Origin of the sequence: Streptomyces sp. NBC_01622, assembly GCF_045209635.1 — a bacterium.
Lineage (GTDB): Bacteria > Actinomycetota > Actinomycetes > Streptomycetales > Streptomycetaceae > Streptomyces.
On sequence record NZ_CP109293.1, the window covers coordinates 10,725,324 to 10,752,175 of the forward strand.

Genomic DNA, 26,852 nt, shown 5'->3' on the forward strand with positions numbered 1-26,852 from the left:
GGTGTCGTCGGGTCGGGCCGAGGGTGCCGGATCAGGGCGTTGAGTGGGCAGTTGTGACAGGGAGTTGAGGCCCGACGTGCTTCTGTGACCGGGTCCGCGTCTCGTGGCGTTCAGGATGGCGCAAACTCCGTCTCTCGCGGGGCGAATTCGATCTGTTGCCCGTATCCGTCGGCGGTGGCCGACCGGGCGGCGGAACACACGGCGACCGAGAGGTGGCACGCGGTGACGGCCGTCTCGCCGTACGGCCCCACCCGCGGCCGGCCATGCCCGGATTGTTAGCCTCGGCCATGGCCAGTTTCCCTCTGCTCCGACCCGGAACGCGATGAGTACGGTCGCCGCCGCCTACCCGCTCGGCGCCGGGACCACGCTCGCCGAACTCGCCCGCGACCCGCATCCCAGGCTGGCGCGGCTCCGCGAGAGTGAACCCGTGTCCTGGCTGCCCGAGTTGGACGGCTGGCTGGTGACCCGGCGCGACCTCGCGCTCAACGTGATGCGGGACGCCACCACCTTCACGGTGGACGACCCCCGCTTCTCCACCGGCCAGGTCGTCGGCCCGAGCATGCTCTCCCTCGACGGAGAACAGCACACCCGCCACCGCGAACCCTTCACCGCGCCCTTCCGCCCACGCGAAGTACGGGACGGCTTCGCCTCGTTCATCGAGCGGGAGACCGACCGGCTCGTCACCGCGCTGCGACCGGCGGGCGCCGGCGAACTGCGCCGCGCCTTCGCCGGCCCACTGGCGGTCGCCGTCGTGACCGAGGCGCTCGGACTGACCGGCACCACTCCGTCCACCGTGCTCTCCTGGTACGACGCCATCGTGCGGTCGGTCTCGGACATCACCGCGGGGCACACGGCGGGAGCCGCCGGTACGGCCGCCTATGCGGAACTGCGCGCGGCCGTCGAGGCCACCGTCGCCGACCGGGCCGGAGCCTCACTCCTGGTCTCGGCCGCCGGGCAGCTGACGGTGCCCGAAGTCGCCTCCAACGCCGCCGTGCTGATGTTCGGCGGCATCGAGACCACCGAGGCGATGATCACCAACGCGCTGCTGCACCTGCTCCGGCATCCCGACCAACTCGCCCTCGTCCGCGCCGACATGGGCCTGCTGGACGGCGCGATCGAGGAATCGCTGCGCCTCGAACCCGGCGCGGCCGTCGTGGACCGCTACGCCACCCGGGACACCGTCCTCGGCCCGGCCACGATCCGCGAGGGCGACCTGGTCACGGTCTCCCTCACCGGCGCCAACCGCGACCCGGCGGTCTTCCCCGACCCCGACCGCTTCGACGTCCGCCGCGAGAACGCACGCCTCCAACTCGCCTTCGCCCACGGCCCGCACTACTGCCTCGCCGCGCACCTCGCCCGCCTGGAGACCCGTATCGCCCTCCACCACCTGCTCGACCGCTTCCCGTCCCTGCGCCTCGACCCGGACCACCCGACGGCCCCGCACGGGCTGGTCTTCCGCAAGCCGCCGACGCTTCATGTGCGGTGGGACAACGCGGCCTGACGCGGGTTGGCTCAAGGAGTGACGGTCCGTCAGAACCCTTTTATTCGCGGCCCACTTGCCGCTCCATGACCTCCACCAGGCGCTTGAGCGCGTTCTCCACCTGGCCCCGGTCCTCGCCCAGGCCCGCCAACAGCTGTACTTCGGCGGCGAGTTGGCGGGGGAACAGGTCGTCCACGGCCTTGGCTCCGGCCGGGGTGATGGTCACCAGCGCGGCCCGTCGGTCGGCCGGATTCGGGGTGCGGGCGATGAAGCCGCGCTTCTCCAGTTTGCCCAGGGCCTTGCTGACCCCCGCACGGGACAGGCCCAGCCACTCGGCGAGCCGGCGGGCGATCACCGGTTCGGTGGCGTGGCGCAGAGGGATCAGCATGTCGACCTCGGGTGCGGTGAGCGCGGCTCCCGCGTAGAGGGGTTCCACCGCCCGGTTCAGGAGCCCGGTGGCGTGTTTGAGCAGGCCGATCAGCTCCATGGGGGAGGTGTCGAGGCCGGGGTTGTGCTCGGTCCACTGCGCGCGGACGTCGGTGGGGGAGGGCGACATGCGGCTCTTGTTCTCGCTTCCGGGACTTCAGGGACTTCGATCGGGGCTTGCGGGATCCGTCATTGTTAACTGGTGAACCATCGGTTACCGTTACGGTCATGGTATCGCCGTCCCCCTCCCGTCCCGCCGCCGCGCACCCCACCGCACCGGCCGACTCCACCGACGCCTCCCGGCGCGCCGCCGTCGCCCTGGTCGCCGTCCTCGCCGCGCTGACCGCGGTCGCCCCGCTCGCGACCGACATGTACGTCCCCGGGCTCCCCGCCATGGGGGACGCGCTCGGCGCGAGCAGCTCGGCCGTACAGCTGACGATGACCGCGTTCCTGGCCGGACTCGTCGTCGGACAGCTGCTCATCGGCCCAGTCAGCGACAGCCTCGGCCGCCGCGGACTGCTGCTGTCCGGAACGGCAGCGTTCACGGTCTTCTCCGTCGCCTGCGCCCTCGCGCCCGATGTCGGTCTGCTCGCCGGCGCCCGTTTCCTCCAGGGCCTGGCGGGTGCGGCCGGCATGGTGCTGGCCCGCGCCGTGCTCACCGACCGCTTCCACGGCGCGGAACTGCCCCGCTACTTCGCTGTGCTCTCCCAGATCATGGGCGTCGCGCCGGTCGCCGCACCGGTGCTCGGCGGGGCGATCCTTGCCGTGTCGACCTGGCGCGCGGTGTTCGTCGTACTGACCGTGATGGGCGGCCTGTTGCTGCTGGGCGTCCTGCGCAAGGTCCCGGAGACCCTGCCGCCGGAGCGACGGCACGCCGGCGGGATCACGAACACCTTCCGCGCGATGGGCGCGCTCTTCGGCCGCCGTACGTTCATGGGGTACGTCCTCGTCCTCGCGTTCATCTCGGCGGCGCTGTTCGCCTACATCAGCGGCTCCAGCTTCGTCTTCGAGGACCTGCACGGGGTGTCGGCCACGACGTACTCCCTCATCTTCGCGAGCAACGCCGTCGCCATGCTGATCGCCGGCGCGGCCTTCTCCCAACTCGCCGGACGCGTACGGCTGAACACCCTTCTCGTGGCGGCGGTCGGCGTCGCCGCGCTCGGTGCCCTCACACAGGTCGTGCTGGTGCTGACCGTGGGGGAGACCCTCGCCGGTACCTGGATCAGCCTGTTCGTCACCGCCGGCGGCATCGGCATGGTCTTCCCGTCGACCCTCAGCATCGGCCAGACCCTCGGCCGCAGCGCCCCCGGCGCGGCCTCCGCCCTCCTCGGCGGCCTCCAGTTCCTGTTCGGCGCCCTCGCCGCGCCCCTGGTCGGGCTGTTCGGGGAGGACAGCTCCCTGCCGATGGCGGTGATCATGCTGATCGCGGTGGCGGCGGCGGGAGTTGCTCTGGTGGGGCTGGCCAGGCCTTGGGAGGGGCAGGGGGAGCCGACGGCGACGGCGTAGTGACCGTCACCCGGGCCTCCCTCGCCCCGGTCCCGGCGAACTCCGCGGCGCTCGCCGGTCGTTCGAGGTCGATTCCGGGTGGCGCTGTGCGTGCAGAGAGGGGCTCATCGGGCGTTCTCCCTCGGCTGGTCCGCTCCCCGAGGGAAAGAGAAACTCGTGTACATAGGCCTGGGTACTGTCGTCCTCATCATTGTCATCGTCGCTGTCGTCATGATGCTGCGCCGCCGCTGACCCGTGCGTCTTGTACCGCACGGTCGGCCATCACCACGGCCCGCCCCGGATCGCTTTTCTTGGATCCCGGGCGGGCAGAGCCATGAGCGGTGGACGAATTCACATCTCGGATCGGGTTTCGTCGCCGTGGCTGCGCAGCAGTTCCTTCATTTTGGCGACGGCGAAATCCCAGCCCTGTCCGACGGTGGGTCTGGCGGGAACGGCGATATCGTCCGGATTGGTGAGTACGTCTGCCGGTGATGCCGAGGGCGGTGGCCACGGAGGCGAAGCCGGGGTCGTCCAGGTGGGATCCCGCGCACGGATCTGGAAATCGCCGGTGCTCGCGCGGTGTACCGGGACCCGGCCGACCTCCTCGGACATCTGGACTCCAGCGTCTTCGCCGACACGTTCAGGACTTTCTGTTCGGCAGTGTGCGCGGTCACGGCGCTTCAACTTCCCTCTGCTTCAGGCTCTCGATCGGATCTTCACCGGATTCCCGTCGGCAACTACCGCGAAACGACCTGCCGTTCGGATGGCGTGCTTCTCAAATGGTCGTGGCGCGGGGCCCTGACGGCCAGGATTGCCGCCCGGACAGACGGTCAAGGCGCCCACGCCGCGGGCCACGGACACCCGCAGATGCCGGATGTGGGCGTCGTGGTCAGCGGCCGAGGGCCTTTTGCAACTGCCGCTTGTCCATGGAGGAGCGGCCGTGGATGTTGCGCTTCTTCGCCTCGGCGTAGAGCTGGTCCTTCGTGGGCCCCTCGGCGCCGCTGTGTGAGCGCTGCCCGCCGCGCTGGGAGGCGGACTTCGGGTCACGCGTGGAGGTCTTGCTCGCGGTTTTCGACTCGCCGGCGCGGGCGCGCTCCTTGTTCACTGTCCGCGCGGCGATCTCCTTCGCCCGGTGCGTGGACTCACCGCGCCTCTCGGCACTCTCTTTTACATGCTCGTACTGCCGTTCCCGCTTTTTGCTCGATCCTGCCGGCATCGCGTTGCTCCTTTCCCGACCTTTCCCGAATCCATGCACGGGTTCCTTTCCACGGGACCGTGTAACGCGTTCGTAGAAGCCCGGGTGAGCGTCCTCCGTCCTTCGTCCTACGCCGGGCGTGAGACCTCGGCGACGGCTGTGGAGAGCCGCTGCCGCACAGGGTCGGGCAGTGGTGGCCCGTTGACCGAGTCGACGAGTTCCTCGGCAAGCCGGTGAAGTTTGGTGTTCGTGTGCTGCGAGACGTCGACCAGGACACTCCAGGCGTCCTCGGGACTGAGGCCGAAAGACGCCATCAGGACTCCGCGGGCCAGGTCGATGACCGGCCGGGTCACCATGGCGCGCTTGAGCTGGACGACTTCGAGGCGCAGTTCCTCGGCCTCGTCGGACACCTCGTTCTCCTTCGTACGGTCGTGCGTCGCGGCGGAGTGTTCGTGCCAGTCGTGGACGATCACCCCGTTGACAGCGGCACGGGCGGGTGTGAACAGCGATGACGTGAAAACCGACCTGGGTCAGGCCGAGGTCCACGCCTTCGGACGACCGGGCCAGTGCCAGACGCAGGGCGCGTTGCATCGTCTGTTCCGTATCGGTGTCGATCTCTCCAGAGACCGCCACGACCGTCCGGCCCCCGGCCGGGCGCGTCACGATCTGCAGGAAAGCCGACGGGTCAACTCCCGTCGGCAAACCCGACGTTGCACAGGCGGCTGGGCTGCTGCCCGTGGGCGGAGCGGGAGGCTCGTGTTCCGGCATGGCGGTCGCTCCCGAAGCGTTCGTCTGTCCTCTGCCAGTACAAGTCTCATCTGGCGTATGAAACACGTCAAGAGATGCATGAAATCTATTTCGCGTCTTTGGATGCGTGAATGCCACGCCCTATGCTGGGTTGCATGGGTGGAGTATCCGAGACGCACACAGGGTGGACGTTCCTCACCAGCCATGCCCGGGTGCTTGCCGCGATCGCCGAGGACCACCGGACCCGTGTCCGAGACATCGCCGCGCGGTGCCGGCTCACCGAGAGGGCGGTCCAGAAGATCATTTCCGATCTGGAGGAAGCCGGCTATCTCACCCACACCCGGGAGGGGCGGACCAATGCGTACCGCATCGTGCCGGGGACCATCCTGCGGCACCCGGCCGAGGCCGGCCTGACGGTCGAAGCACTGCTCTCCGCCCTCGCGCAGCACGACGCGCAGCGTGACGGACAGCCACGATCGCCTGGCTCAGTGTCATCGTAGGTGCGTGTCCGTTTCGGCACGTTCGGTGCGGGAACGCGCAGAGATGAGTGCTTCGGACAGGAGGCACGTCCGTGGGAGCCGGTGTGCGCCGGATCGCGGGTGTGTTTCGCCTGCTCAGTGTGTGCTCGCTCCCATGGGGACCGTCCGGTCGACAACCCCTGGAGGGAGTTGTGAGCACCGTGGACACAGTCACCAGGAAGCGCCACCCGCACGACGACGCGCCGCGCACCGCCGCGGCCTTCGCACGCTTCTCGCACCTGCCGGACGGACCGGAACGGGACGCCCTGCGCGACGAACTCGTCCGGGCGTGGCTGCCCATGGCGGACCGTATCGCCGGCCGCTACCGGGGGAAGGGCGAGCCCTTCGAGGACCTGCGCCAGGTTGCCGCGCTCGGCCTCGTCAAGGCCGTCGACGGCTACGACCCCGATCGCGGTCACGGTTTCGAGAGCTATGCCGTCCCGACCGTCACCGGCGAGATCAAGCGCCACTTCCGCGACCACATGTGGGCCCTGCACGTCCCACGGCGCATCCAGGAACTCCGTAACAGGGTGCGCGCCGCCCTGCGGGACCTGTCCGCGTCGGGTGCGGAGCTGCGCCCGGGCATCGCCGAGATCGCCGCGTACGCGCAGCTGAGCGAGGAGGACGTACGTGCCGGTCTGGAAGCGCTGGACAGCTATGCCGCCCTCTCTCTCGACGCCGAGTCGCCGGGCGAGGACGTCGGGGCGACGCTCGGCGGCCTGCTGGGGGAGTGGGACGCGGGATTCGACCTGGTCGTCGACCGGGAGGCGGTCAAGCCGGCCCTGCGCGCACTGCCCGAGCGTGAACGCACCATCCTCTACCTGCGCTTCTTCCGAGGCATGACGCAGAGCCGGATAGCGGAGCAGCTCGGTGTCTCCCAGATGCACGTCTCCCGGCTGATCAGCAACTCCTGCGCCACCGTGCGCGAAAGGGTGCTCGCCGATGCCGCCTAGCGTGCCGGGAGGGGAGGCCGGCCGCTCTCTTCGGACTACCGGGCTGGGCCCGCCTGAAACAGCCAGGGGGTGCCTGTCCGGCCCGTCAACAGCTCGGGGGCAACGCCGGATCACAGGGTCAGCGAGACGGTGGGCATCAGGTCGAAGGTGACCCGGCCGTGGTCCTCGGCGAGGGTGTACGGCGTGAAGTACGGGTGCCGGGTGCCGACGGCGACGTCGCGCCAGAAGCGCTGCAGTGGGTTGTCGTCCGCGAATCAGCTCGCGCCGTGCAGATCGGGCAGCAGCTCCATCGCCTCGCGGCGCTCCCTTGCGGCTGTCGACAGTCCGACTCTCAGCCTGATCCGCTCCGTCACCGGCATCGCGGTACCTGGACGGAGTGCGTCGATGACGTCGGCCACGTGCAATGTCCGCTGCATGCCGATTCGGTTCGCCGTAGCGCCTCGGGTGTAGGCGCCCGCTTGCCGGCGACTGCCGCCAGGCCATGTTCCGATCCCGGCCGTGCGAGTCGATCGAGGCACAACCCAGCTTCTCCCAGCCCGAGTTCCAGGCAGGCACGGTCCAGGCGGCGTCACTGACACAGACCGGGGTCTCGCCGAGCCGGTCGAGCAGACGCCGGGTACCGGGGGTTCTCGCGCACGAGGGCGGGGGCGAGCAGCGTGGCGCAGAAACTGTCCGGGTCGGCCGCCTTGGGCCACAGCCCCAACATCATCCACGAGTTGATCCCGGCCGTACGCACCGACTGGGCTGCCAGGGCGAGTGCTGTTCCGTCGTCCGGGATCCGGACGAGTTCCTCGATGGCCTTGCGCATCCTGACCGGCTTACCGGTCGCCAACAACTCGCGCAGGGTGGTCAGTTGGGAGGCATCGGCATCGTTGCCGGCGCTGCTTGAGGTCATGGAACGAAACCAGAGGGGGTGGGTCTGACAGTGGCTCTGTGATGCCGGCGGCGCGGCCGAGCGGGCGACCCGAGCGAGATCGCCGACATCGTCTCGTTCCTGGCCGGCCCGGCCAGCAGCTACGTCAACGGCTCCATCCTGTTCGCCGACGGCGGCGAACTCAGCGTCCTGCCCGGCTGAGGAGGGGCGCGGTGAGCGTCTTCGGCTTCGGTGCGACCGGTTTCGTCGCGAGTTCAGGGCCCTCGACCTTGGGGGTGCCGGGCAGCGCACCGTCGTAGCACCCGATCTGCGGGGCGTCGGCGCCGGCGATTGCCCCAAGCCGGGCTGTACGAAGACCAGTCAGGCACGTGACCTGCAAGGGATCCTCGAAGTGCTCGGACGCACCGCTCCGGTGGCGGTGGCCGGTCACCACAGCGGTGCGACGGTCGCCCTGGTACAGGCAGTCTCCTACCCCGCACGCATCCTCACGCCGCGGTCCGGCGGTCGTCGCGGTCGGCTCGGGCCGCGGTGATCAGGCCGTCGAGCGAGTCGCGGGTGTGCAGCAACTCCATGATGTGGGCGGAGAGTCGGTCGCGCTCCTGGGCCATGCGTTCCAGCGCGGCGTGGGAGTTCTCGTCGCTGGGCGCGTCGCGGCACGGCATCAGTTCCATGATGGTGCGACTGGACAGCCCGGCCACGTACAGGCGCTGGATGAAGTCGACCCGCTCGATGTCGTCCTCCGTGAAGTGCCGCTGCCCGCCGCCGCTACGGGTGCTGACCAGCAGTCCCTGCTCCTCGTAGTAGCGCAGTGAACGGACACTCACTCCGGTGCGCGCCGCGAGTTCGCCGATCCGCATCTCACTCTCCTGACGGTGACCTGGGCTCAGGACTTGCATCTCACATTGACGTCAGGTTTTAGCGTACCGGTCGGGCCCGCTCTCCCCGGGCCTTCGATACGGGAACTAAGGAGTTGCTGCATGACCACGCTGTTCGACCGCCACCGCCTCGGCGGTCTGGTGCTGCCCAACCGAGTAGTGATGGCCCCGATGACCCGGGTCCGGGCCGCGGCCGGGAGCCTCGCCACGCCGTCCATGGCGGTCTACTACGCCCAGCGGGCCAGCGCCGGACTGATCGTCACCGAGGGGGTGCAACCCAGCCTGCTCGGCCAGTCCAACCCGGGCACCCCGGGGCTGTACACCGACGAACAGGTGGCCTCCTGGCGGCCCGTCACCGACGCCGTGCACGCCAACGGCGGGCGTATCTTCGCCCAGATCATGCACGGCGGCCGGGTCTCGCACCCCGACACCACCGGCCTCCAGCCGGTCGGACCGTCCGCCGTCGCCGCGACCGGCGAGGTGTTCACCCCGACGGGGCCGCAGCCCGCGCCGCTCCCGCGCGCCCTGGACCTCTCCGAGGTGCCCGAACAGGCCCGCTCGTACGCCGAGGCCGCCCGGCGCGCCGTCGACGCCGGCTTCGACGGCGCCGAACTGCACGGTGCGAACGGCTACTTGATCTCACAGTTCCTGTCGTCCAACGCCAACCTGCGCACCGATTCCTACGGCGGCCCGATCGCCCACCGCATCCGCTTCGCCGTCGAGGCGGTAGCCGCCACGGTCGACGCCGTGGGCGCGGCCCGCACCGCGATCAGGCTGTCCCCCGGCGGCACCTTCTGGGGCGTCGAGGAGAGGGAAGTGCCGGAACTGTACGCGGCACTGCTCGCCGAACTCGCCCGCTTCGACCTCGCCTACGTGCACCTGGAGGCGACCACCGATGACGAGGTGCTCGTCGGGCTGCGCCGCGCGTGGCCGGGCAACCTGGTCGTCAACCCCGTGCTCCCGATGGGCCCCAAGCAGACCGATCGTGCCGCCGCCGACCGCTGGCTCGGCCTGGGCGCGGATCTGATCAGCTTCGGCCGAGCCTTCCTCGCCAACCCCGACCTCGTCGAACGGCCCCGCACCGGCCTGCCGCTCGCGCCCGCCGACCCGGCCACGTACTACCAGGGCGGCGACACGGGTTATCTCACCTATTCCGCCTACCAGTACGCCGCCTGACCGCACACGAAGTACGAGGAAGACGAGGAAGAACGATGACTTCGAAGAATTCGCCGAACGAGATCCAGGGTGACACCCGCACGACCGTCATCATCGCCGGCCGGGTCCATGTCCCCGCCGAGGACGTCGAGACGTTCATCGCCGAGGCACGGGCGACGTCGTACCCACTCGCCGCGGCGAATCCGGGGAACGTGATGATCTCGTTCTGTGTCGAGGACGCGGCGACCGGAAGTGTCACCGTGCTCGAACAGTGGGCGTCCCAGGAGGCCCTCGACCGGCATGTGGCCACACCGGAGATCACGGCCCTCCTCACCAAGTGGGGCCCGCGCATACGCAATGAGGTGCGCAGATTCGACGCCGACGAAAAGGATCCCCGGGCCTGAGCCGATTTCGGCAACGGGCGGCAACCCGCTCCAGCCGAACCCTGAGCCCTGCCCGACCGGAGCGCGGGCCGTGTCGAGCACTACCAGCGATACCAGCGCCCCCGAGATCCGCTCGCGCCGGTCCCGCGCACCAGGAATCCCAGGAGCCAGAGGACGAGTACGACCAGAGCGATCCACCAGAGAACCTGAACGGCGAAACCGGCACCGAAGAGAATCAGCACCAGAAGCAGTACCAGCAGGATGGGCACCATGACTGAACCTCCTGGCCCCCGAGTGCCCTGAAACGCTCCGATCAGACGTCCTGTCTGCAGCGCGACGCGTTGTAGACACGCCGCGGTGGGCGAGGTTGTCCCAGCTGCACTGGGGCGCCGATGAACGCACTCAGCACGGAAATGGTCGCGTCCAGCGGAGCGGCTGTCGGAGTCTTTCCAATGGTCGCCGGTTTGATCCTTGTCCTCGGCCTGGTCCGGGCCGTACGGCCCGGTATCCGGTCCCGCCGTCGGGAGTCCGCGCCGCCGCGCCCGGAGGAGCGGCCCAGGCTGCCGGCATCCGGACCGACCCGTGGGGTCCGGGAGGTGCGCGAACCCGACGAGGTGCCGCACGCGCGGGACGAGAGCGAGCGGCACCCCGCACCAGCTGCACGGGAGCGGAACATCGGGCAGCAGGCGCAGCGAGGACCAGAAGCGTCCGCGCTGGGGCTGAGGTTCCGCTCCCGGAGGGTTGGTCCGAGTTCGGCCCGCCTGCTCCATCGCATACGAGGTCACTCCGACAGCTCGGGGCCGGCTCCGGAGTCACCACGGCCCTCGACATCACGACGGGCGACAACGCTGCCGCGTTCATGCCCGTCGATACGTGAGAAGCCTCGGTTGTTCGTGATCGCGGTGGCCCGGAACCCGCGATGGCGCCTCCCTGCACGTGGAGGGGATTGATGCCGCAGTAGATTGAAATGTGGTGTTGCGTCCCAGCGGGGGACGTGCATCGAGACGGCCCGCACGGCCGGCTTAGGGAAGTGATCCCGGTGAGCGATGATTGGGGCGACCCGGACCTGGTCACGGCGCGGGCCCGTGAGAGGTTGCTGTCCGGTGAGATCGTCCTGGGAGGCCCGCGCGGTGCCATCCTGAGCTCGTGGCAGCGGTGTCAGCTGCTGGCCATCAACCCCGACCGATGGGCCCCGCCCTACGAGGCCGATCTCGACCTGGACGCCCCTTTGGTCCGCGCGGCCGGGCCGACGCTCGACTGGCTGCAGTCCCGGATCACGGGCACTCGGGCCCGTGTGTCGCTCGCGGACAGCCAGGGGAGGAAACTTCTGCGCCGCGTGGGGGAGGCGTCGCTGGCCGGCCGTCTCGACGCCGTCTCCGACGCCCCCGGGTTCTGCTTCGCCGAACACACGGTCGGCACCAACGGCATCGGCCTGGCGCTGGTCGAACGGCGCCCCTGTCACGTCCTCGGCGCGGAGCACTTCACCGAGCACACCCAGCGCGACGCCTGTGTGAGCGTGCCGATCCGCAACCCGCTCGACGGGCACCTGGAAGGGGTCATCGACTTCGCGTGCGACGTAGCCGATGTCACCCCGGAGGTCGAATACCTCATGTACGAGGCGGGCCACGCGATCGAACGGCGGATCCTGGAGCAGGCGAGCGAGCGCGAACGCGCCCTGCTGGGGACGTATGTGGCGGCCGAACGGCGGGTGCACGCGCTGGCCCGATCCGCGGGAACGCCGGTGGCGCCTGGCGCGCTGCCCGGCGGCGGGGGCGGGCACGAAGCCCCGCCCATCCTGCTGGAGAAGGCCGCAGAGCTCGTCGGGGCGGGGCGCCGGGCCGCCGTAGAGGTGCCGCTGGGACACGGTCTGACCGCCACGCTGCTGTGCAGGCCGCTGGTGACGCCCTCCGGGGTGGCCGGATTCGCCGTAGAGGCCCTGTTCCCGGACGGCCCGCTCCAGTACGTCACGCCGAGTACGCCGGACACCGCCGGGGCGCGGCAGCCCGGCGGCCCGCCGCGTGCGAGCGCCGACATCCCACCGGCGCCGCGACCGCGCCGTCCGGACCCGGCGTCGTACCCGATGGCCGGCACACCCGGCATGCCCGATGCCACCGGCCCCACTGCTCCCCGCCGCACCACGGGCGTACAGCTGATCAGCGTGGGAGAACAGGGAATCGGCCGTCTCGCGGTGGCGTCACGGCGACGCCTCAGGCTGTTGATCGAGGCCGCCGCGCACATCGGCACCACCCTCGACGTGACCCGCACCGCGGAGGAACTCGTCCGGGCGGCCGTGCCCGAACTCGCCGACCTGGCCATGGTGGACCTGGCGGAACCCGTCCTGCGCGGGGAGGAACCGGGCAGCGCGATCGAAGCCGGCACCATGCTGCGCCGCACCGCCCTGCACGGGTTCCACGAGGGACTCTCCCTGTACCCGGTGGGTCACGTGGCCGGCTTCCTGGCCACCACCCCGCAGGCACGCTGCCTGGCCGCCGGCCGAGGCGTACTGGAGGCCGACCTGCGCGCCGCTCCCGGCTGGAAGGCACAGGACCCCGAACGCGTCGAGCGGATCCTCGCACAGGGGGTCCACTCACTGATCACCGTCCCCCTGATCGCCCGTGGCGTCACCCTGGGCGTGGCCAGCTTCTACCGCCGGACCCAGCCGGAACCCTACGAGGAGGACGACGCGGCCCTGGCCTCGGAGCTCGCCACCCGTGCCGCGCTGTGCCTCGACAACGCCCGCCGCTACACCCGCGAACGCGCCACCGCGCTCACCCTGCAGCGCAGCCTCCTGCCCCGGGAGCTTCCCGAACAGACCGCGGTCGAGGTCGCCCACCGCTATCTGCCCGCCCGGGCCGACGTGGGCGGCGACTGGTTCGACGTCATCCCGCTGTCCGGGGCCCGCGTCGCCCTCGTTGTGGGTGACGTCGTCGGGCACGGCCTGCACGCAGCGGTCACCATGGGCCGGCTGCGCACCGCCGTCCACAGCTTCGCCACCCTCGACCTCGCCCCGGACGAACTCCTCGCCCGCCTCGACGACCTCGTCATCGACTTCGACCGGAGCCGGACCGGCGGACCGGACGACGCCGAGATCATCGGCGCCACCTGCCTGTACGCCGTCTACGACCCGGTCTCCCAGTCCTGCACGCTGGCCCGCGCGGCCCACCCCCCGCCCGTCGTGGTGCTCCCCGACGGCACGGTGGAGACTCCCGACCTGCCCGTCGGCCCGCCCCTCGGCCTGGGTGGCCTGCCCTTCGAAACGGGCGAGCTGCACCTGCCCGAGGGCAGTCAGCTCGTGCTCTACAGTGACGGGCTCATCGAGGACCGCGACCGGGACATCGACGACAGCCTCGACCTCCTGCACCGGGCGCTGGCCCACCCCGACCGGACCCCGGAACGGACGTGCCGGGCGGTCCTGGACGCCCTCCCCACCCCGGACAGCAGCGACGACGTCACCCTGCTCGTCGCCCGGACCCGCGCCCTTCCGCTCGCGAACATCGCGCGCTGGGACGTGCCGGACGATCCCGCAGCCGTCTCCGACATCCGCGCCGCCGCCCTGCGGCAACTGTCCGAGTGGGGACTCGACGAAGCCGCCTTCACGACCGAGCTCGTCCTCAGCGAGCTGGTCTCCAACGCCATCCGGCATGCCAAGGGCCCCATCCAGGTACGCCTCCTCCGCGACCGCACCCTGATCTGCGAGGTCTCAGACGGCAGCAGCACCGCACCACACCTGCGCCATGCCGCCGACACCGACGAGGGCGGGCGTGGTCTCTTCCTGGTCGCCCAGCTCGCCGACCGCTGGGGCACCCGCTACACCGCGCACGGCAAGGTCATCTGGGCCTCACAGCCCATCGACCGACACGACTGACACGACCGACACGACTGAACACGGCCGAAGCGGCTGACATATGCGTGCTTACGGCAGTTGTCCGAATCGAAACATCCGCTCGACGGCCTCTTGGGCGATGGCGGCCAACAGCGCTACTCATCGGTAAAGGCCGACAGCCTGCGCTTCTTTCGTATGCCCCGCGCCGCTGTGACGCCTCGTTGCGCAAACGATATCTCGAAGCCCGCATCTTCTTTGGCTCAAAGTATTGACCTCCCAGAAACCCCAGTGCAAAGGTTTGCGCACTCTGAGGGCCGGATTCACGAAGGAGTGTCATCCATGCGCCGTTTGCCCTGTTCACGAAGAATCGCCGTACGCCTGGCCGCCCTGCCGGCGGCGGCCCTTCTGGTCGCCGCCTGCGGCTCGAGCGGGGGCAGTGGGTCATCGAGTGGCGGTAAGACCGTCTACATGCTGCTGCCCAACACCACGACCGTGCGCTTCACCACTCAGGACGGCCCCGACTTCAAGGCCGCCATGAAGAAGGCGATGCCGGACGCCAAGGTCGTCATCCAGAACGCCGAGAACGACCCGCAGAAGCAGGTCCAGCAGGTCGAGACCGCCATCTCGGGCGGCGCGTCCGCGATCGTGCTGGTCGCCGCCGACCCCTACATCGCCGGCGGCGCGCTCCAGAAGGCGTCCGTCGCCAAGGTCCCCGTGCTGCTCTACGACCACGACGCCCGTGGTGGTCCGGCGGCGGCACAGGTCGTCTTCAACTCGCTGTCGGTCGGCCAGAACCAGGGCCAGGACGCCGCCAAGCTGCTCGCCGGCGGCACCACCGCCAAGCCCAAGGTCATCGCCCGCATCTACGGCAACCAGGGCGACTACGGCACGACCCAGTACAAGAAGGGCCAGGACCAGTACATCCAGCCGCTGGTGAAGGCCGGAAAGGTCAAGGTCGCCTGCGAGACCTACACGCCCAACTGGGACCCGGCCAAGGCGCAGTCCGAGATGGAGCAGTGCCTGACCAAGACCGGCAACAAGATCGACGCCGTGGTCGTGATGAACGACGGCACCGCCGGTGGCGCCATCGCCGCGCTCAAGGCCCAGTCGCTGACCGGCAAGGTGCCGGTGATCGGCGGTCAGGACGCCGACCTGCAGGCCGTCCAGTACATCCTGCTCGGCTACCAGTACAGCACCGTCTACAAGCCGTTCAAGCTGCAGGCCTCCAAGGCCGCCGAGCTGACGGTGCAGCTGCTCAAGAACGGCAAGATCGCCAAGAGCGACATCTCCGGCTACGTGGACAACGGCTTCATGAAGCCCGGTGTCCCGGCGGTCTTCCTGCCCGTCCAGGACCTGCACGCCGACACGGTCTCCACGCTCGTCAAGGACGGCGTATGGACCTGGAAGCAGATCTGCACGGGTGCCACCGCGGCGACGGACACCTGCAAGAAGGAAATGGGATGAGCAAGGAAACGGCCGCCGTGCTCACGGCGGCCCCGCTCCTCGAACTCCGACAGGTGGTCAAGCTCTTCGGCGGCGTGCACGCCCTGGAGGGCATCGACCTCAGCGTCCGCCCGGGCGAGATCGTGGCAGTGGTCGGCGACAACGGAGCGGGCAAGTCGACCCTGATGAAGATCATCTCCGGGCTGCAGCCCGCAGACGGAGGCGAGATCCTCTTCGACGGAAAGCCGGTCGAACTGCGCCGCCCGGTCGACTCCACCGCGCTCGGCATCGAGACCGTCTACCAGGACCTCGCGCTCTGCGACAACCTCGACACCGTCCAGAACCTCTTCCTCGGCCGGGAGGAGACCAGCTCCCTCCTGCGCGGCGCGCGCCTGCGCCGCGCGGACATGGAGCACCGGGCGCAGGAGACCATCCGCCGCCTGGGCGCGAAGATCCCCTCCCTGCGCACTCCGGTCGGCCGTCTCTCCGGCGGCCAGCGGCAGTCCATCGCCGTCTGCCGCTCCACCCTCTCCAACCCGCGGCTCGTCCTGATGGACGAACCGACGGCGGCACTCGGCGTCGAGCAGAGCACCGGCGTACTCGACCTGATCCGCCGGCTGCGCACCGAGCACGGCTGCGCGATCGTGCTGATCTCGCACGCCCTGCGCGACGTCCTGGAGGTCGCCGACCGCATCGTCGTCCTGCGCCTGGGCAACAAGGTCGCCGAGTTCGACAACAGCGACCGCACCACCAGCTCGGACCAGCTCGTCGCCGCCATCACAGGAATCTCGGCCCCATGACCACATCGAACCAGTCGCCCGCGGCCGTCGCCGCCACGTCCTCCCCGCCGCCCGTCGCGCGCGTCGAAGGCCGCCAGTCCCGCCGCCGGCAGGTGCTCGACGCCATCGCCGGACGGTACCGATTCGTCCCCGTCGTCCTCATGCTGGCCGTGATCTGGGCCTTCTTCACCGCCCAGGACAGCGCGTTCATGGGCAACCGCAACATCACCAACCTGCTGGTGCAGATCGTCGTCACGGCGACGATCGCCCTGGGCATCGTCTTCGTCCTGCTGCTCGCCGAGATCGACCTCTCGGTCGCCGCCAACAGCGGTGCGGCGGCGGCGCTCACCGCGATCCTCGTGGTCAACCACTCCTGGCCCGCCTGGCTCGGCCTGCTGGCCGGGATCGCGGCCGGGGCGACGGTCGGCCTGATCCAGGGAGCCGTCGTCACCCAGTTCGGGGTGCCGTCGTTCGTCGTCACCCTGGGCGCCCAGCTCATGCTGCTCGGCGCGATCCTGGTACTGCTGCCCGGCGGCACCGGACAGGTCAGCCTGTTCGGCACCGGTATCGCCACGCTGTCCAGCACCTACCTGCCACCTGCCCTGGGGTGGGCGCTCACGGCCGCGGGCATCGTCGCGTTCGTCCTGCTGCGCCTGCTGGCCCTGGGCGAGTCCCGGCGCCGGGGCATCGGCATGAGCCTGGTGCGCGAGGTCGTCGCCCCCGGCATCCTGGTCGGCGCCGCGAGCATCACCGCCGTGGCGGTGCTCAACAGCTATCTCGGTGTGCCCCTGCCCGTGGTGATCCTCTTCGCGCTGCTCATCGTGTTCAGCTACATCACCACGCAGACCCGCTTCGGCCTGCACCTCTACGCCGTCGGCGCCAACCCGGACGCCGCCCGTCGGGCCGGCATCCCGGTGGCCCGGGCCAAGATGATCGCCTTCAGCCTGGCGGGTGCGCTGGCCGCGCTCGGCGGCATCCTCGCCGCCTCACGTCTGCTCGGGGTGTCGGCCTCCTCCGGCACCGGCACGGTGCTGCTGGAGTCCATCGCGGCGGCCGTGATCGGCGGAACGAGCCTGTTCGGCGGGCGCGGCAGCGTCTGGGACGCCCTGCTCGGCGCCCTGGTCATCGGCTCCATCTCCAACGGCCTCGACCTGATCGGTGCGGAGACGGTGGTCAAGTACGTCGCCGAGGGATCCATCCTCGTTCTCGCGGCGACTGTGGATTCGATCCTCACCCGTGGCAGTGTCTTCGCCCGAGCGACCAAGTAGCGCAGGTCCGCCGCAGAGACCGCCCTCGTAAGGAGCCCCGATGCCTTCCAGCCAGGACCAGACCCCCGGTCCGGTCGACCCCTCCCGCCGACGCCGTCCCACCCTGACGGACGTCGCCGCGATGGCCGGAGTGTCCGTGTCCACGGTCAGCCGGGCTCTGGACGGCAACCCCCGCATCCCCGGGGAGACCCGGCAGAAGGTCGTCGAGGCGGCGACCGCGCTGGGCTTCAGGCGCAACATCTCGGCGCGGTCCCTGCGCACCCAGTCGTCCATGCTCGTCGGCGTCGTCGTCCCCGACATCGCCATCGCCTTCTACGCCACGGTGCTCAAGGCCGCCCAGAACGTGCTGGAGGCCGCCGGCTACCAGGTCGTCGTGATGAACACCGAGCGCGACGCCCAGCACGAGACCGTCGCCCTGCGCACCCTCCAGGACCGCCAGGTCGACGGACTGCTGGTCGCCACCAGCGGTGGCTACGTCCCGGACCGGGGACCGGTCGTGTTCTTCGACCACGTCATCCCGGACACGGGCCTCGGCTACGTCAGCCCGGACAACGCCGGCGGCATGACCACCCTCGTGGAACACCTCGCCGTCGTCCACGGCCACACCAGGATCGCCTTCCTGGGTGTGCCGCCGGGTCCCACCGCCCGGACCCAGCGGATGGAGAACGCCCCCGCCACCGAACGGCTGGAGGCCTTCCGCAACGTCATGGGCGCGCGGCGGCTGCCGGTGCCCCCGGAGTACCTGGCCTACGGTGACCACGAGTGGACGGAGGCCAGCGCGCAACAGGCGGTGGCCGAGCTGATGCGGTTGGCCGAGCCGCCGACCGCCGTGATCGCTGCAGGCGACACTCTCGCCCTCGGCGCGCTCCGTCAACTCCGGGCCGACCAGTACAAGGTCGGCACGGACATCGCCCTGGTCTCCTTCGACGACCCGGTCTCCAGCGACCTGCTCGACCCGCCGATGACCGCCCTGCGCCGGCACGACCGCGAACTCGGCGAGATCAGCGCGCGGATGCTGCTGGACGCTCTCGAAGGCCGCAAGTCCGGCGTCGCTCCCAAGACCGAGCACCCCACCGAGACACGGGTGCCACTCGACCTGATCGTCCGGCGCAGCTGCGGCTGCGCACCGGAAACGCCTGAATCGGAGCCTCCACCATGAGCCGACGCCCCGTCACGCTCTTCACCGGCCAATGGGCCGACATGCCGATCGAGGAACTCGCCGGGAAGGCGGGCAAGTGGGGCTACGACGGCCTCGAACTCGCCTGCTGGGGCGACCACTTCAACGTCCGCCAAGCCGTCACCGACCCCGGGTACGTCAAGCGGCAGCGCGCACTCCTGGAGCGCCAGGGACTCAACGTCTGGGCGATCTCCAACCACCTGACCGGCCAGGCCGTCTGCGACGTCCCCCTCGACCACCGGCACCGCGACGTACTGCCGCCGCACGTGTGGGGCGACGGCGAACCCGAGGGGGTACGGGCCCGGGCCGCCGCCGAGATGGCGGACACCGCGCGAGCCGCAGCCGCCCTCGGCGTCACCCGGGTGAACGGCTTCACCGGCTCCAGCATCTGGTACATGCTGGCCGGCTTCCCACCCGTCTCGGCGGAGACCATCGACGCGGGCTACGACGACTTCGTGGAGCGCTGGACCCCGATCCTGGACGTCTTCCAGTCCGAGGGCGTCGTCTTCGGCCTGGAGATCCACCCCGCGGAGATCGCCTACGACTACTGGACCACCGAACGCACCCTCGACGCCATGAAGCACCCGGCGTTCGGCATCAACTTCGACCCCAGCCATCTGCACTGGCAGCAGGTCGACCCGGTCGCCTTCCTGGAGGGCCACGGCGACCGCGTGACCCACGTCCACTGCAAGGACGCCACCCGCCGCCTCAACGGCCGCAACGGCATCATCGCCTCCCACCTCCCCTTCGGCGACCCCCGGCGCGGCTGGGACTTCCGCACCGTCGGCCGCGGCGGCATCGACTGGGAGGAGATCATGCGCGCGCTCAACCGCCTCGGCTACGACGGCCCGCTCTCCGTCGAGTGGGAGGACGTCGGCCTCGACCGGGAGACGGCCGCGCCGGAAGCGCTGCGCTTCGTCCGCTCGGTGGCCGCGGAGGCCTCCGACCGGCAGTTCGACGCCGCGTTCAGCACCAACCGCTGAGCCCTCACCTCTCGTAAGTAACCCCTGTGGATTGGTAGTTGTCATGGTGGACATGCTGATCGGCGGTACCTGGACGCCCGCGCTCTCGGGCGTGGCCGAGGAAGTGACCTCGCCGTTCGACGGCGCGGCCGTGGGGACCGTACCCGTGGCCGGACCCAAGGATGTCGAGGCCGCACTCGCGGCGGCCGAGGCGGGCGCCGCCGTCTGGCGCGCGACACCCGCCCACGAGCGGATGCGGATACTGTTCCGCGCGGCCGTGCTCGCCGACCGCAGAGCGGCGGAGACGGCGCGGCTGATCAGCGCCGAGACCGGAAAGACGATCACCGAGGCGACCGGCGAGGCGGGCCGCTCCGGCGACATCATCCGACTGGCCGCGTTCGAGGGGGCCCATCTCTACGGCGACACCCTGCCGTTGGACGCCAACCGGGGCACCGGCCACGACAAGATCGGGTTCACGATCCGCCAGCCCTGCGGAGTGGTCGTCGCCATCACCCCGTTCAACTACCCCGCCCTGCTGGTACTTCACAAGCTCGCCCCCGCGCTCGCCGCCGGCAACGCCGTCGTACTCAAGCCCGCCCGCACGACACCGCTGACCGCGCTCGCACTCGCCGCGTGCTTCGTCGAGGCCGGCCTGCCGGAGGGCGTGCTCTCCGTACTGACCGGACCGGGCGGGGAACTCGGCGACGCACTGGTCTCGGACCCCCGGGTGCGCAAGGTCTCCTTCACCGGCTCGACCAGGACCGGCGAGCACATCACCCGCGTCGCCGGCGTGAAGAAACTCTCGCTGGAACTGGGGGCGTCCTGCCCGGTCGTGATTCTGCCGGACGCCGATGTCGAGGCAGCCGCGGCGGCGGTCGCCCTCGGCGGTTACATCAACGCGGGCCAGGTCTGCATCTCCGTACAACGCGTCATCACCCACCCGGCGATCAGCGCCGACTTCCTGGACGCGCTGGTGCCCAAGGTCGAGGCCATCCGCACCGGCGACCCCGCGTCGGCGGACACCGGCATCGGCACGCTGATCACCCAGCAGGAGGCGGAACGCGTCCACGCGTCCATCGCCGACGCGGTCTCCGGCGGCGCCCGGCTGCTGACCGGCGGCGAGCGGGACGGCGCGGTCATCACGCCCGCGGTGGTCGCGGACGTGGCACCCGGCTCGCCGCTCAGCCAGGACGAACTGTTCGGCCCCGCCGTCGCTGTCAGCACCGCCGAGGACTGGCAGTCGGCGATCGCCCAGGCCAACGGCACCGCGTACGGCCTCGGCGCGGGCATCTTCACCAGCGACGTCAGCGGCGCCGTCCGCGCCATCCGGGAGATCGACGCGGGCACCGTGCACATCAACTGGACCCCCCTGTGGCGCGCCGACCTGATGCCCTACGGCGGCCTCAAGGGCAGCGGTATCGGCAAGGAGGGCCCGCGCGCCGCGGTCGAGGAGATGACCGAGGCCAAGACCGTGATCCTGCACGGCCGCCCCTGGTGAACACCCCCGGTTCGTACCCCTCGTACAGCGTCGTACGCAAGGAAGGAAGCTCCCCGTGAGTGTGTCCCGTCCCGAACCCACCACACGGCTGACCGTGGCCCAGGCCGTCGTCTCCTATCTCTCCCACCAGTACAGCGACGCCGACGGCGAACGGCGGCGGCTCGTCCCGGCCACCTGCGGCATCTTCGGTCACGGCAACGTCGCGGGACTCGGGCAGGCGCTCGACCAGTTCTCCGACCGGATGCCGTTCGTCCAGGGCCGCAACGAACAGGCCCTCGTCCACCTGGCCACCGGCTACGCCAAGCACGCCCGGCGCCACGCCACCCTCGCCGTCACCGCCTCGATCGGGCCGGGCGCGCTGAACATGGTCACCGGCGCGGGCCTGGCCACCGTCAACCGGCTGCCGGTGCTGCTGCTCCCCGGCGACAGTTACGCGACGCGTCGTCAGGGCCCGGTGCTCCAGCAGCTGCAGCACCCCATCGAGGCCGACACCTCGGTCAACGACGCCTTCCGGCCCGTCTCGCGCTTCTTCGACCGCATCACCCGGCCCGAGCAACTGCTCACGGCACTTCCGGCGGCGATGCGGGCGCTCACCGACCCCGCCCACACCGGCGCCGTAGTCCTCTCCCTGCCGCAGGACGTGCAGTCGCACGCGTACGACTTCCCCACCGCCCTCTTCCGCGACACGGTCTGGCGGATCCGCCGCCCGGCCGCCGATCCGGACGAGGTGGCACAGGTCGCGTCGCTGCTGGCCGAGGCCCGCCGACCGCTGATCATCGCGGGCGGAGGCGTCAACTACTCAGGTGCCACACCCGAGTTGGAGCGGCTGGCCGAACTGGCGGGCGTCCCGGTCGTCGAGACCTTCGCGGGCAAGGGCGCGGTGCAGCGACGCGCCTGGTGGCAGCTCGGCGGCATCGGGCTGGAAGGCACCCCCGCAGTCAACGAGTTGGCGCGAGAAGCCGACTTCGTTCTCACCGTGGGCTCCCGGCTGACCGACTTCGCCACCGCCTCGCACTCGCTCTTCCAGCACCCCGACGTCCGCTTCGCCGGCGTCAACCTGGATGTCCAGGACGCGGGCCGGTTGGGCGCCGTGGGCATCGTGGCCGACGCGAAACGGGCCCTGGCCGCGCTCGCCGACGAGGTCGAGGCCCGGCGGATCGCCGCCCCCGCCGACTGGCGGCAGCGTGTCGAAGCCGCGCACGCCCGGTGGGTCCCGGTACGCGCCCAGGCCATCGACCCCGGCATGCCGTTCGACAAGAGCGCCGTGCCCGCCGACTCCGACGTGGTCACCGACACGGACGCGGTACTGACGCAGGGCCAGCTCATCGGAGTGCTCCAGGAGCACGCCCGGCCCGGCGACACGGTCATCGCCGCGGCCGGAGGACCGCCCGGCGACCTGCAGAAGGTCTGGGACGCCACCGAGGGACGCCACTGCCATCTCGAATTCGGCTTCTCCTGCATGGGTTACGAACTGCCCGCCGCGATCGGCGTCCGGCTCGCCGAACCCCGGCCGGAGGCCCGCGTCACCGCCTTCATCGGCGACGGCACCTTCCTGATGGCGCCCACCGAACTGGTCACCGCCGCACAGGAACGCGCCGCCGTCACCATCGTCATCGCCGAGAACCACGGCTACCAGGTCATCCACCGCCTCCAAATGGGCCGCAACGGCGCCGAGTTCGGCAACGAGTTCCGCTACCGCAACAGTGCCCTGGACCTCACCGACGGCAAGCCCGCCCGTCTGGAGAGCGACTATCTCGACGTCGACCTGGTCAGCGTCGCGGCCGGGCTCGGTGCCCGCGCGCTCCGGGCCACCACCGCCGACGAGCTCGCCGAGGCCCTCGACTCCACCCGGGACCACCAGGGCCCGGTGGTCATCGTCGTCCCCGTCATCCCGCACGCCGACCTGCCCGGCGCGGGCGTCTGGTGGGACGTGGCCCCCGCCGAGGTCGCCGAACAGCCGACCGTGGCCGCACTGCGCGCCGAGTACGAGGTTGGGCTCGCCGAGCAGAGGTGGTTCGGATGATCCCCTCGCCACTGGACCACGGGCGCCTGCGTCGCCAACTGGCCACCGGGGAGCCGACGGTGGGCACGTTTGTCGGCGCCGCCGCCCCCGTCGTAGGAGAGGTCTGCGCCGCCGCCGGTGTCGACTGGCTGCTGCTCGACCTGGAGCACGGCGCGGGCGGCGAGGAGCAGGTGCGCGCCCTCGTCCCGGCCGCCGCCGCGTACGGGGTGCCCACCGTCGTCCGCGTCGAGTCGGCGGCCCGGATCCGCATCGGGCGGGTGCTCGACCTGGGCGCGGCCGGCGTGATGCTGCCCCGTCTGGACAGCGCGGACGAAGTCGCCGCCGCGCTACGGCACTTGCGCTATCCGCCGGCCGGCGACCGGGGCGTGGCCACCTACAACCGGGCCTGCCGTTTCGGTCTCGACCCCGGGGCGCTGGACCGCGAGGAGGACCGGCCCCTCGGGGTGGTGCAGATCGAGTCGGCCGCCGCCCTGGACGACGTCGACAAGATCGCCGCACTGGACGGCGCCGACGTGCTCTTCGTCGGCCCCCGCGACCTCAGCCACGACCTCGGCGTCCCCGGACAGTTCACCGCGCCCGTCTACACCGCCGCACTGGACAAGGTCCGCGCCGCCGCCAAGTCGCACGGCAAGTCGTGCGGCCTGCTGGTGAACGACGGAGCCGCGGCGGCGGCCCGGATCGCCGAAGGCTGGACCTTCGTCGCCATCGGCTCCGACTCCACCCTGCTCGCCGCAGCCGTCACCGCCCACCTCAAGCAGGCACGCACCGCGTCCTGATCCCGCACAACCCTGGAGCACAACCATGACCAACGGCAACGAAACCGACGGCTCCGAGGACGCGGCAACGCTCGGTGTGGGCCTGATCAGCGTCGGCTGGATGGGCAAGCTGCACACCCGCGCCTACCAGGCCATCCCCGTCGTCTACCCCGAACTCGGCCTGCGGCCAAGGCTCGTGCACGCCGCCGACACCGCACCCGACCGCGCCGCCTACGCCCGCGACGTCCTCGGCTACGCCAGAGCCTCCGCCGACTACCGCGAGGTCCTCGCCGACCCCGAGGTCGACGTGGTCTCCATCTGCGGGCCCAACCACGTGCACCGCGAGATCGCGGTCGCCGCCGCCGAGGCGGGCAAGCCGTTCTGGATCGAGAAGCCGGTCGGACGCGGTGTCGCCGAGACCGCGGCGGTCGCCGCCGCCGCGCGGGCGGCCGGCGTCGAGACCTCCGTCGGCTACAACTACCGTGGCGCACCGGCCGTCGAACGCATCCGTGAACTGGTCGCGGACGGCACGCTCGGCCGGATCACCAACGTCCGCTCCGTCTTCTACTGCGGTTACGCGGCCGAGCCCAAGGGCGCGCTCTCCTGGCGCTTCCGCCGCGAGTTCGCCGGCAGCGGCGCGCTCGGCGACCTGCTCAGCCATGTCGTCGACCTCGTCCAGTACGTCGTCGGACCGATCCGCGAGGCCAGCTCGCTGCTCTCCACCGTGTACACCGAGCGGCCCGTCCTGCCCATGGGCTCCGGTACGCACTTCGCCGTCATCGAGGACGGGGAGATGGCGCCGGTCGAGAACGACGACCACGTCTCCGCACTGGTCCGCTTCGCCGACGGCCCGCACACCACCGGCGCGGTCGGCACCCTGGAGGCCTCCCGCGTCATCGTCGGCCCGCAGTGCGGACTCGCCATCGAGGTCTACGGCACCGACGGCTCCGCGTCCTGGAACTTCGAGCAGCTCAACGAGTTGCGGCTCTGCCTCGGACGCGGCGGACCCAACGTCGGCTACACCACGGTCCTCGCCAACTCCTCCATGGGCGACTACGCGCGCTTCCAGCCCGGACCGGCCAACAGCATGGGATTCGACGACCTCAAGGTGATCGAGGCCAAGAAGTTCCTCACCGCGCTGGCCGGCGGCGAACAGCGCAACGCGACCATCTACGACGCCCACCAGGACGCCGAGGTCCTCGCCGCCGTCGCCGCCTCGGCCGAGGACGGACGCTGGCACCCCGTCAGCACCGTCCCCGACGCCGCCTACGGGCGCAAGCCGCACGTCGAGGCGAGCCATGCCTGATCCCACCGTCGTCGCCCTCGGCAGCGTCGACCCCACGATGGTGCGGGGGCCACTGCGGGGGCAGGCCGCCTTCGTGCCCCACCCGGGGCCGGACGACCTGGCCGCCGCTGTCGGCGCGATCGTCCGTGCGGACGCCGTGGTCGACCGGGACGCCCTGGACCGGATGCCCAACTGCCGTGTCCTGGCCCGCACCGGCGTCGGCGTCGACCTGGTGGACGTGGCCGAGGCGACCGCGCGCGGCATCGCGGTGGTCATCACCCCGGACAGCGGCTCCCAAGCGGTCGCCGAGGGCGTCCTGGGCATGTCCCTGCACCTGGTCAAACGCTTCGGACCGCTGAACCGCCTCGTACGGGAGGGCCAGTGGGCACGGCGCGCGGAGGTCCCGGTCGGCGACCTGTGCGGCTCTCTCATCGGGATCATCGGCTACGGCCGCATCGGACGCCGGGTCGGCGTACTCGCCGAGGCCTTCGGGATGCGGGTGCTGGCCCACGACCCGTTCGCCACGCCCCCGGACGCGGTCAACTGCCCCGATCTGAGCGAACTCGTCGCGCACAGCGACGTCATCACCCTGCACCTACCGCTCTCGGACGCCACCCGCCATCTGGTGGACCGCCGGTTCCTCACGGCGGTCAAGCCGGGGGCGGTGCTGGTGAACTGCGGTCGCGGCGGACTGGTGGACCTCGACGCCGTACAGGACGCGCTCGTCGCCGGCCGTCTCTCCGGCGTCGGCCTGGACGTCTACGACCCCGAACCGCCCGCCCACCACCCGCTCTTCGACCACCCCGACGTACTGCTCACCCCTCACCTGATGGGCATGAGCATCCGCGCCGAAGCCGCGACCTACACCGACGCGGCCCGGGGCGTCGCCGACGTACTGGCCGGACGGCGTCCGGCCGCGCTTGCCAACCCCGAGTGGACGCCGACCAGTTGTGCCAAGGAGAGATCGAGATGACCATGCTGGACGACAAAGTAGTGCTGGTCAGCGGGGGCAGCCAGGGAGTCGGCGGCGCCGTCGCCCGAGCCGCGGCGCGAGAGGGTGCGTCGGTGCTCCTCACCGGTCGCCGGACCGAGCCCGGCGAGGCACTGGCCGCCGAACTCACCGCCCTGGGAGCTCAAGCCGCCTTCGTCAGGGCCGACGTCGCCGACGTGGAGCAGGCCAGGGCGTCGGTGGCCGCCGCGGTCGCCCGGTTCGGCCGGGTGGACTGCCTGGTCAACTCCGCGGGCCTGACCTCGCGCGGTTCGCTGCTGGACACCACGCCGGAGCTGTTCGACGCGCACATCGCCGTCAATCTGCGCGCACCGTTCTTCCTGATGCAGGGCGCCGTCGCCGACATGCTCTCCCGGCACGCCCCCGGGACGATCGTCAACATCATCTCCACCTCGGCGCACTGCGGCCAGCCCTTCCTGACGCCGTACTCGACCGCCAAGGCCGCCCTGGCCGGGCTCACCCGCAACGCCGCGCACGCCCACCGTTTCGACCGCATCCGCATCAACGGGCTCAACATCGGGTGGACGGACACCGAGGGCGAGGACGCCACCCAGCGCGCCTTTCACGGCGCCGGCGACGACTGGCGGGAGCAGGCCGGGAAGAGCCTGCCCATGGGCCGCCTGGGCCACGCGGACGAGATCGCCGACTTCGTCGTCTTCCTGCTCTCCGAGCGCAGCGGAGTCGTCACCGGGTCCGTCATCGACTGGGACCAGAACGTCATCGGCGCCATCGACTGAAG

25 protein-coding genes and 3 pseudogenes are annotated in these 26,852 nt (G+C 70.7%); 20 read left to right on the plus strand and 8 right to left on the minus strand.

Translation table 11 applies throughout. The features are described from left to right. Positions 1-322: 322 nt before the first annotated feature. On the plus strand, positions 323-1,501 hold the full coding sequence (locus OH768_RS49565; protein ID WP_406463831.1) for a cytochrome P450: 1,179 nt from the start codon (positions 323-325) through the stop codon (positions 1,499-1,501). A 40-nt stretch (positions 1,502-1,541) separates the two neighbouring features. Here the strand turns inward: OH768_RS49565 and OH768_RS49570 are convergent, their stop codons facing one another. After that, positions 1,542-2,036, minus strand: coding sequence for a MarR family winged helix-turn-helix transcriptional regulator (locus OH768_RS49570; RefSeq protein ID WP_406463833.1), 495 nt, complete (start codon positions 2,034-2,036; stop codon positions 1,542-1,544). A gap of 98 nt (positions 2,037-2,134) precedes the next feature. Between OH768_RS49570 and OH768_RS49575 the strand changes: the two genes are divergently transcribed. Beyond that, positions 2,135-3,412: a multidrug effflux MFS transporter gene (locus OH768_RS49575; RefSeq protein WP_406463835.1), complete on the plus strand. Its 1,278-nt coding sequence runs from the start codon at positions 2,135-2,137 to the stop codon at positions 3,410-3,412. A 330-nt stretch (positions 3,413-3,742) separates the two neighbouring features. Here OH768_RS49575 and OH768_RS49580 read toward each other — a convergent pair. The 3 genes and pseudogenes from OH768_RS49580 to OH768_RS49590 all read right to left on the minus strand — a co-directional run. Then, a pseudogene (locus OH768_RS49580) lies at positions 3,743-3,944 on the minus strand (pyruvate oxidase); the annotation flags it as partial. Between the two features lie 336 nt (positions 3,945-4,280). Continuing rightward, positions 4,281-4,607: a plasmid stabilization protein gene (locus tag OH768_RS49585; protein ID WP_406463836.1), complete on the minus strand. Its 327-nt coding sequence runs from the start codon at positions 4,605-4,607 to the stop codon at positions 4,281-4,283. Positions 4,608-4,714: 107 nt separating this feature from the next. Beyond that, a complete protein-coding gene (locus tag OH768_RS49590) occupies positions 4,715-5,059 on the minus strand; it encodes an ANTAR domain-containing protein (RefSeq protein ID WP_406463838.1) in 345 nt (114 codons plus the stop codon). A gap of 429 nt (positions 5,060-5,488) precedes the next feature. On the opposite strand from OH768_RS49590, the gene OH768_RS49595 reads away from it, so the two are divergent. Together OH768_RS49595 and OH768_RS49600 are read left to right on the plus strand one after the other, a co-directional pair. Beyond that, positions 5,489-5,833: a helix-turn-helix transcriptional regulator gene (locus OH768_RS49595; protein WP_406463839.1), complete on the plus strand. Its 345-nt coding sequence runs from the start codon at positions 5,489-5,491 to the stop codon at positions 5,831-5,833. Positions 5,834-6,012: 179 nt separating this feature from the next. After that, entirely contained in the window at positions 6,013-6,804 is a 792-nt protein-coding gene (locus OH768_RS49600) for a SigB/SigF/SigG family RNA polymerase sigma factor (protein WP_406463841.1), read from the plus strand. Positions 6,805-7,058: 254 nt separating this feature from the next. Here OH768_RS49600 and OH768_RS49605 read toward each other — a convergent pair whose 3' ends face one another. Beyond that, entirely contained in the window at positions 7,059-7,220 is a 162-nt protein-coding gene (locus tag OH768_RS49605) for a hypothetical protein (protein WP_406463843.1), read from the minus strand. 152 nt (positions 7,221-7,372) lie between these two features. Beyond that, positions 7,373-7,699: a hypothetical protein gene (locus tag OH768_RS49610; protein WP_406463845.1), complete on the minus strand. Its 327-nt coding sequence runs from the start codon at positions 7,697-7,699 to the stop codon at positions 7,373-7,375. Between the two features lie 66 nt (positions 7,700-7,765). Here OH768_RS49610 and OH768_RS49615 point away from each other — a divergent pair. Continuing rightward, positions 7,766-7,879 (plus strand): annotated as a pseudogene (locus OH768_RS49615) (short-chain dehydrogenase); the annotation flags it as partial. A gap of 284 nt (positions 7,880-8,163) precedes the next feature. On the opposite strand, the gene OH768_RS49620 reads toward OH768_RS49615, so the two are convergent. Beyond that, the gene (locus OH768_RS49620) at positions 8,164-8,535 is read right to left on the minus strand and encodes a MerR family transcriptional regulator (RefSeq protein ID WP_406463846.1); all 372 of its coding nucleotides are present in this window, start codon (positions 8,533-8,535) and stop codon (positions 8,164-8,166) included. 120 nt (positions 8,536-8,655) lie between these two features. Here OH768_RS49620 and OH768_RS49625 point away from each other — a divergent pair, with 120 nt between their 5' ends. Both OH768_RS49625 and OH768_RS49630 read left to right on the plus strand, forming a co-directional pair. After that, a complete protein-coding gene (locus tag OH768_RS49625) occupies positions 8,656-9,729 on the plus strand; it encodes an alkene reductase (RefSeq protein ID WP_406463848.1) in 1,074 nt (357 codons plus the stop codon). Positions 9,730-9,764: 35 nt separating this feature from the next. Further along, entirely contained in the window at positions 9,765-10,112 is a 348-nt protein-coding gene (locus OH768_RS49630; RefSeq protein WP_406463850.1) for a putative quinol monooxygenase, read from the plus strand. A gap of 80 nt (positions 10,113-10,192) precedes the next feature. Here the strand turns inward: OH768_RS49630 and OH768_RS49635 are convergent, their stop codons facing one another. Continuing rightward, positions 10,193-10,363: a hydrophobic protein gene (locus tag OH768_RS49635; protein ID WP_406463852.1), complete on the minus strand. Its 171-nt coding sequence runs from the start codon at positions 10,361-10,363 to the stop codon at positions 10,193-10,195. Positions 10,364-10,543: 180 nt separating this feature from the next. Between OH768_RS49635 and OH768_RS49640 the strand changes: the two genes are divergently transcribed. The 13 genes and pseudogenes from OH768_RS49640 (at position 10,544) to OH768_RS49700 (ending at position 26,850) form a co-directional block, all read left to right on the plus strand. Next, positions 10,544-11,041, plus strand: a complete 498-nt coding sequence (locus OH768_RS49640) for a DUF6479 family protein (RefSeq protein WP_406463853.1) — start codon at positions 10,544-10,546, stop codon at positions 11,039-11,041. Positions 11,042-11,121: 80 nt separating this feature from the next. Continuing rightward, positions 11,122-13,956 (plus strand): SpoIIE family protein phosphatase, encoded by a 2,835-nt coding sequence (locus OH768_RS49645; RefSeq protein WP_406463854.1) that lies wholly within the window; start codon positions 11,122-11,124, stop codon positions 13,954-13,956. Positions 13,957-14,253: 297 nt separating this feature from the next. Beyond that, complete coding sequence (locus OH768_RS49650; protein ID WP_359608778.1) at positions 14,254-15,378, plus strand: sugar ABC transporter substrate-binding protein; 1,125 nt, start codon at positions 14,254-14,256, stop codon at positions 15,376-15,378. Then, the gene (locus tag OH768_RS49655) at positions 15,375-16,157 is read left to right on the plus strand and encodes an ATP-binding cassette domain-containing protein (RefSeq protein ID WP_406463856.1); all 783 of its coding nucleotides are present in this window, start codon (positions 15,375-15,377) and stop codon (positions 16,155-16,157) included. The genes OH768_RS49650 and OH768_RS49655 overlap by 4 nt, the downstream gene beginning before the upstream one ends. Next, the gene (locus OH768_RS49660; protein ID WP_359608780.1) at positions 16,154-17,404 is read left to right on the plus strand and encodes an ABC transporter permease subunit; all 1,251 of its coding nucleotides are present in this window, start codon (positions 16,154-16,156) and stop codon (positions 17,402-17,404) included. Before OH768_RS49655 ends, OH768_RS49660 begins: the two co-directional genes overlap by 4 nt. A 40-nt stretch (positions 17,405-17,444) precedes the next feature. Then, positions 17,445-18,509 (plus strand): annotated as a pseudogene (locus tag OH768_RS49665) (LacI family DNA-binding transcriptional regulator); the annotation flags it as partial. Positions 18,510-18,559: 50 nt separating this feature from the next. Beyond that, complete coding sequence (locus OH768_RS49670) at positions 18,560-19,564, plus strand: sugar phosphate isomerase/epimerase family protein (protein WP_359608782.1); 1,005 nt, start codon at positions 18,560-18,562, stop codon at positions 19,562-19,564. Between the two features lie 43 nt (positions 19,565-19,607). Continuing rightward, positions 19,608-21,041: an aldehyde dehydrogenase family protein gene (locus OH768_RS49675; RefSeq protein WP_406463859.1), complete on the plus strand. Its 1,434-nt coding sequence runs from the start codon at positions 19,608-19,610 to the stop codon at positions 21,039-21,041. A gap of 55 nt (positions 21,042-21,096) precedes the next feature. Then, the gene (gene iolD, locus OH768_RS49680; protein ID WP_406463861.1) at positions 21,097-23,064 is read left to right on the plus strand and encodes a 3D-(3,5/4)-trihydroxycyclohexane-1,2-dione acylhydrolase (decyclizing); all 1,968 of its coding nucleotides are present in this window, start codon (positions 21,097-21,099) and stop codon (positions 23,062-23,064) included. Beyond that, entirely contained in the window at positions 23,061-23,840 is a 780-nt protein-coding gene (locus tag OH768_RS49685) for an HpcH/HpaI aldolase/citrate lyase family protein (RefSeq protein ID WP_406463863.1), read from the plus strand. The genes iolD and OH768_RS49685 overlap by 4 nt, the downstream gene beginning before the upstream one ends. Positions 23,841-23,865: 25 nt before the next feature. Continuing rightward, entirely contained in the window at positions 23,866-25,125 is a 1,260-nt protein-coding gene (locus OH768_RS49690; RefSeq protein WP_406463865.1) for a Gfo/Idh/MocA family protein, read from the plus strand. Further along, complete coding sequence (locus tag OH768_RS49695) at positions 25,118-26,077, plus strand: NAD(P)-dependent oxidoreductase (RefSeq protein ID WP_406463867.1); 960 nt, start codon at positions 25,118-25,120, stop codon at positions 26,075-26,077. The genes OH768_RS49690 and OH768_RS49695 overlap by 8 nt, the downstream gene beginning before the upstream one ends. After that, on the plus strand, positions 26,074-26,850 hold the full coding sequence (locus OH768_RS49700) for an SDR family oxidoreductase (protein ID WP_406463869.1): 777 nt from the start codon (positions 26,074-26,076) through the stop codon (positions 26,848-26,850). Before OH768_RS49695 ends, OH768_RS49700 begins: the two co-directional genes overlap by 4 nt. Positions 26,851-26,852: the final 2 nt, after the last annotated feature.

Excerpts from the sequence above, each read along its gene's own strand:
- OH768_RS49565 (WP_406463831.1), top strand. The coding sequence starts at position 323 with ATGAGTACGGTCGCCGCCGCCTACCCGCTCGGCGCCGGGACCACGCTC.
- OH768_RS49570 (WP_406463833.1), bottom strand. The coding sequence starts at position 2,036 with ATGTCGCCCTCCCCCACCGACGTCCGCGCGCAGTGGACCGAGCACAAC.
- OH768_RS49575 (WP_406463835.1), top strand. The coding sequence starts at position 2,135 with ATGGTATCGCCGTCCCCCTCCCGTCCCGCCGCCGCGCACCCCACCGCA.
- OH768_RS49585 (WP_406463836.1), bottom strand. The coding sequence starts at position 4,607 with ATGCCGGCAGGATCGAGCAAAAAGCGGGAACGGCAGTACGAGCATGTA.
- OH768_RS49595 (WP_406463839.1), top strand. The coding sequence starts at position 5,489 with ATGGGTGGAGTATCCGAGACGCACACAGGGTGGACGTTCCTCACCAGC.
- OH768_RS49605 (WP_406463843.1), bottom strand. The coding sequence starts at position 7,220 with ATGCAGCGGACATTGCACGTGGCCGACGTCATCGACGCACTCCGTCCA.
- OH768_RS49610 (WP_406463845.1), bottom strand. The coding sequence starts at position 7,699 with ATGACCTCAAGCAGCGCCGGCAACGATGCCGATGCCTCCCAACTGACC.
- OH768_RS49620 (WP_406463846.1), bottom strand. The coding sequence starts at position 8,535 with ATGCGGATCGGCGAACTCGCGGCGCGCACCGGAGTGAGTGTCCGTTCA.
- OH768_RS49625 (WP_406463848.1), top strand. The coding sequence starts at position 8,656 with ATGACCACGCTGTTCGACCGCCACCGCCTCGGCGGTCTGGTGCTGCCC.
- OH768_RS49630 (WP_406463850.1), top strand. The coding sequence starts at position 9,765 with ATGACTTCGAAGAATTCGCCGAACGAGATCCAGGGTGACACCCGCACG.
- OH768_RS49635 (WP_406463852.1), bottom strand. The coding sequence starts at position 10,363 with ATGGTGCCCATCCTGCTGGTACTGCTTCTGGTGCTGATTCTCTTCGGT.
- OH768_RS49640 (WP_406463853.1), top strand. The coding sequence starts at position 10,544 with ATGGTCGCCGGTTTGATCCTTGTCCTCGGCCTGGTCCGGGCCGTACGG.
- OH768_RS49650 (WP_359608778.1), top strand. The coding sequence starts at position 14,254 with ATGCGCCGTTTGCCCTGTTCACGAAGAATCGCCGTACGCCTGGCCGCC.
- OH768_RS49655 (WP_406463856.1), top strand. The coding sequence starts at position 15,375 with ATGAGCAAGGAAACGGCCGCCGTGCTCACGGCGGCCCCGCTCCTCGAA.
- OH768_RS49660 (WP_359608780.1), top strand. The coding sequence starts at position 16,154 with ATGACCACATCGAACCAGTCGCCCGCGGCCGTCGCCGCCACGTCCTCC.
- OH768_RS49670 (WP_359608782.1), top strand. The coding sequence starts at position 18,560 with ATGAGCCGACGCCCCGTCACGCTCTTCACCGGCCAATGGGCCGACATG.
- OH768_RS49675 (WP_406463859.1), top strand. The coding sequence starts at position 19,608 with ATGGTGGACATGCTGATCGGCGGTACCTGGACGCCCGCGCTCTCGGGC.
- OH768_RS49685 (WP_406463863.1), top strand. The coding sequence starts at position 23,061 with ATGATCCCCTCGCCACTGGACCACGGGCGCCTGCGTCGCCAACTGGCC.
- OH768_RS49690 (WP_406463865.1), top strand. The coding sequence starts at position 23,866 with ATGACCAACGGCAACGAAACCGACGGCTCCGAGGACGCGGCAACGCTC.
- OH768_RS49695 (WP_406463867.1), top strand. The coding sequence starts at position 25,118 with ATGCCTGATCCCACCGTCGTCGCCCTCGGCAGCGTCGACCCCACGATG.
- OH768_RS49700 (WP_406463869.1), top strand. The coding sequence starts at position 26,074 with ATGACCATGCTGGACGACAAAGTAGTGCTGGTCAGCGGGGGCAGCCAG.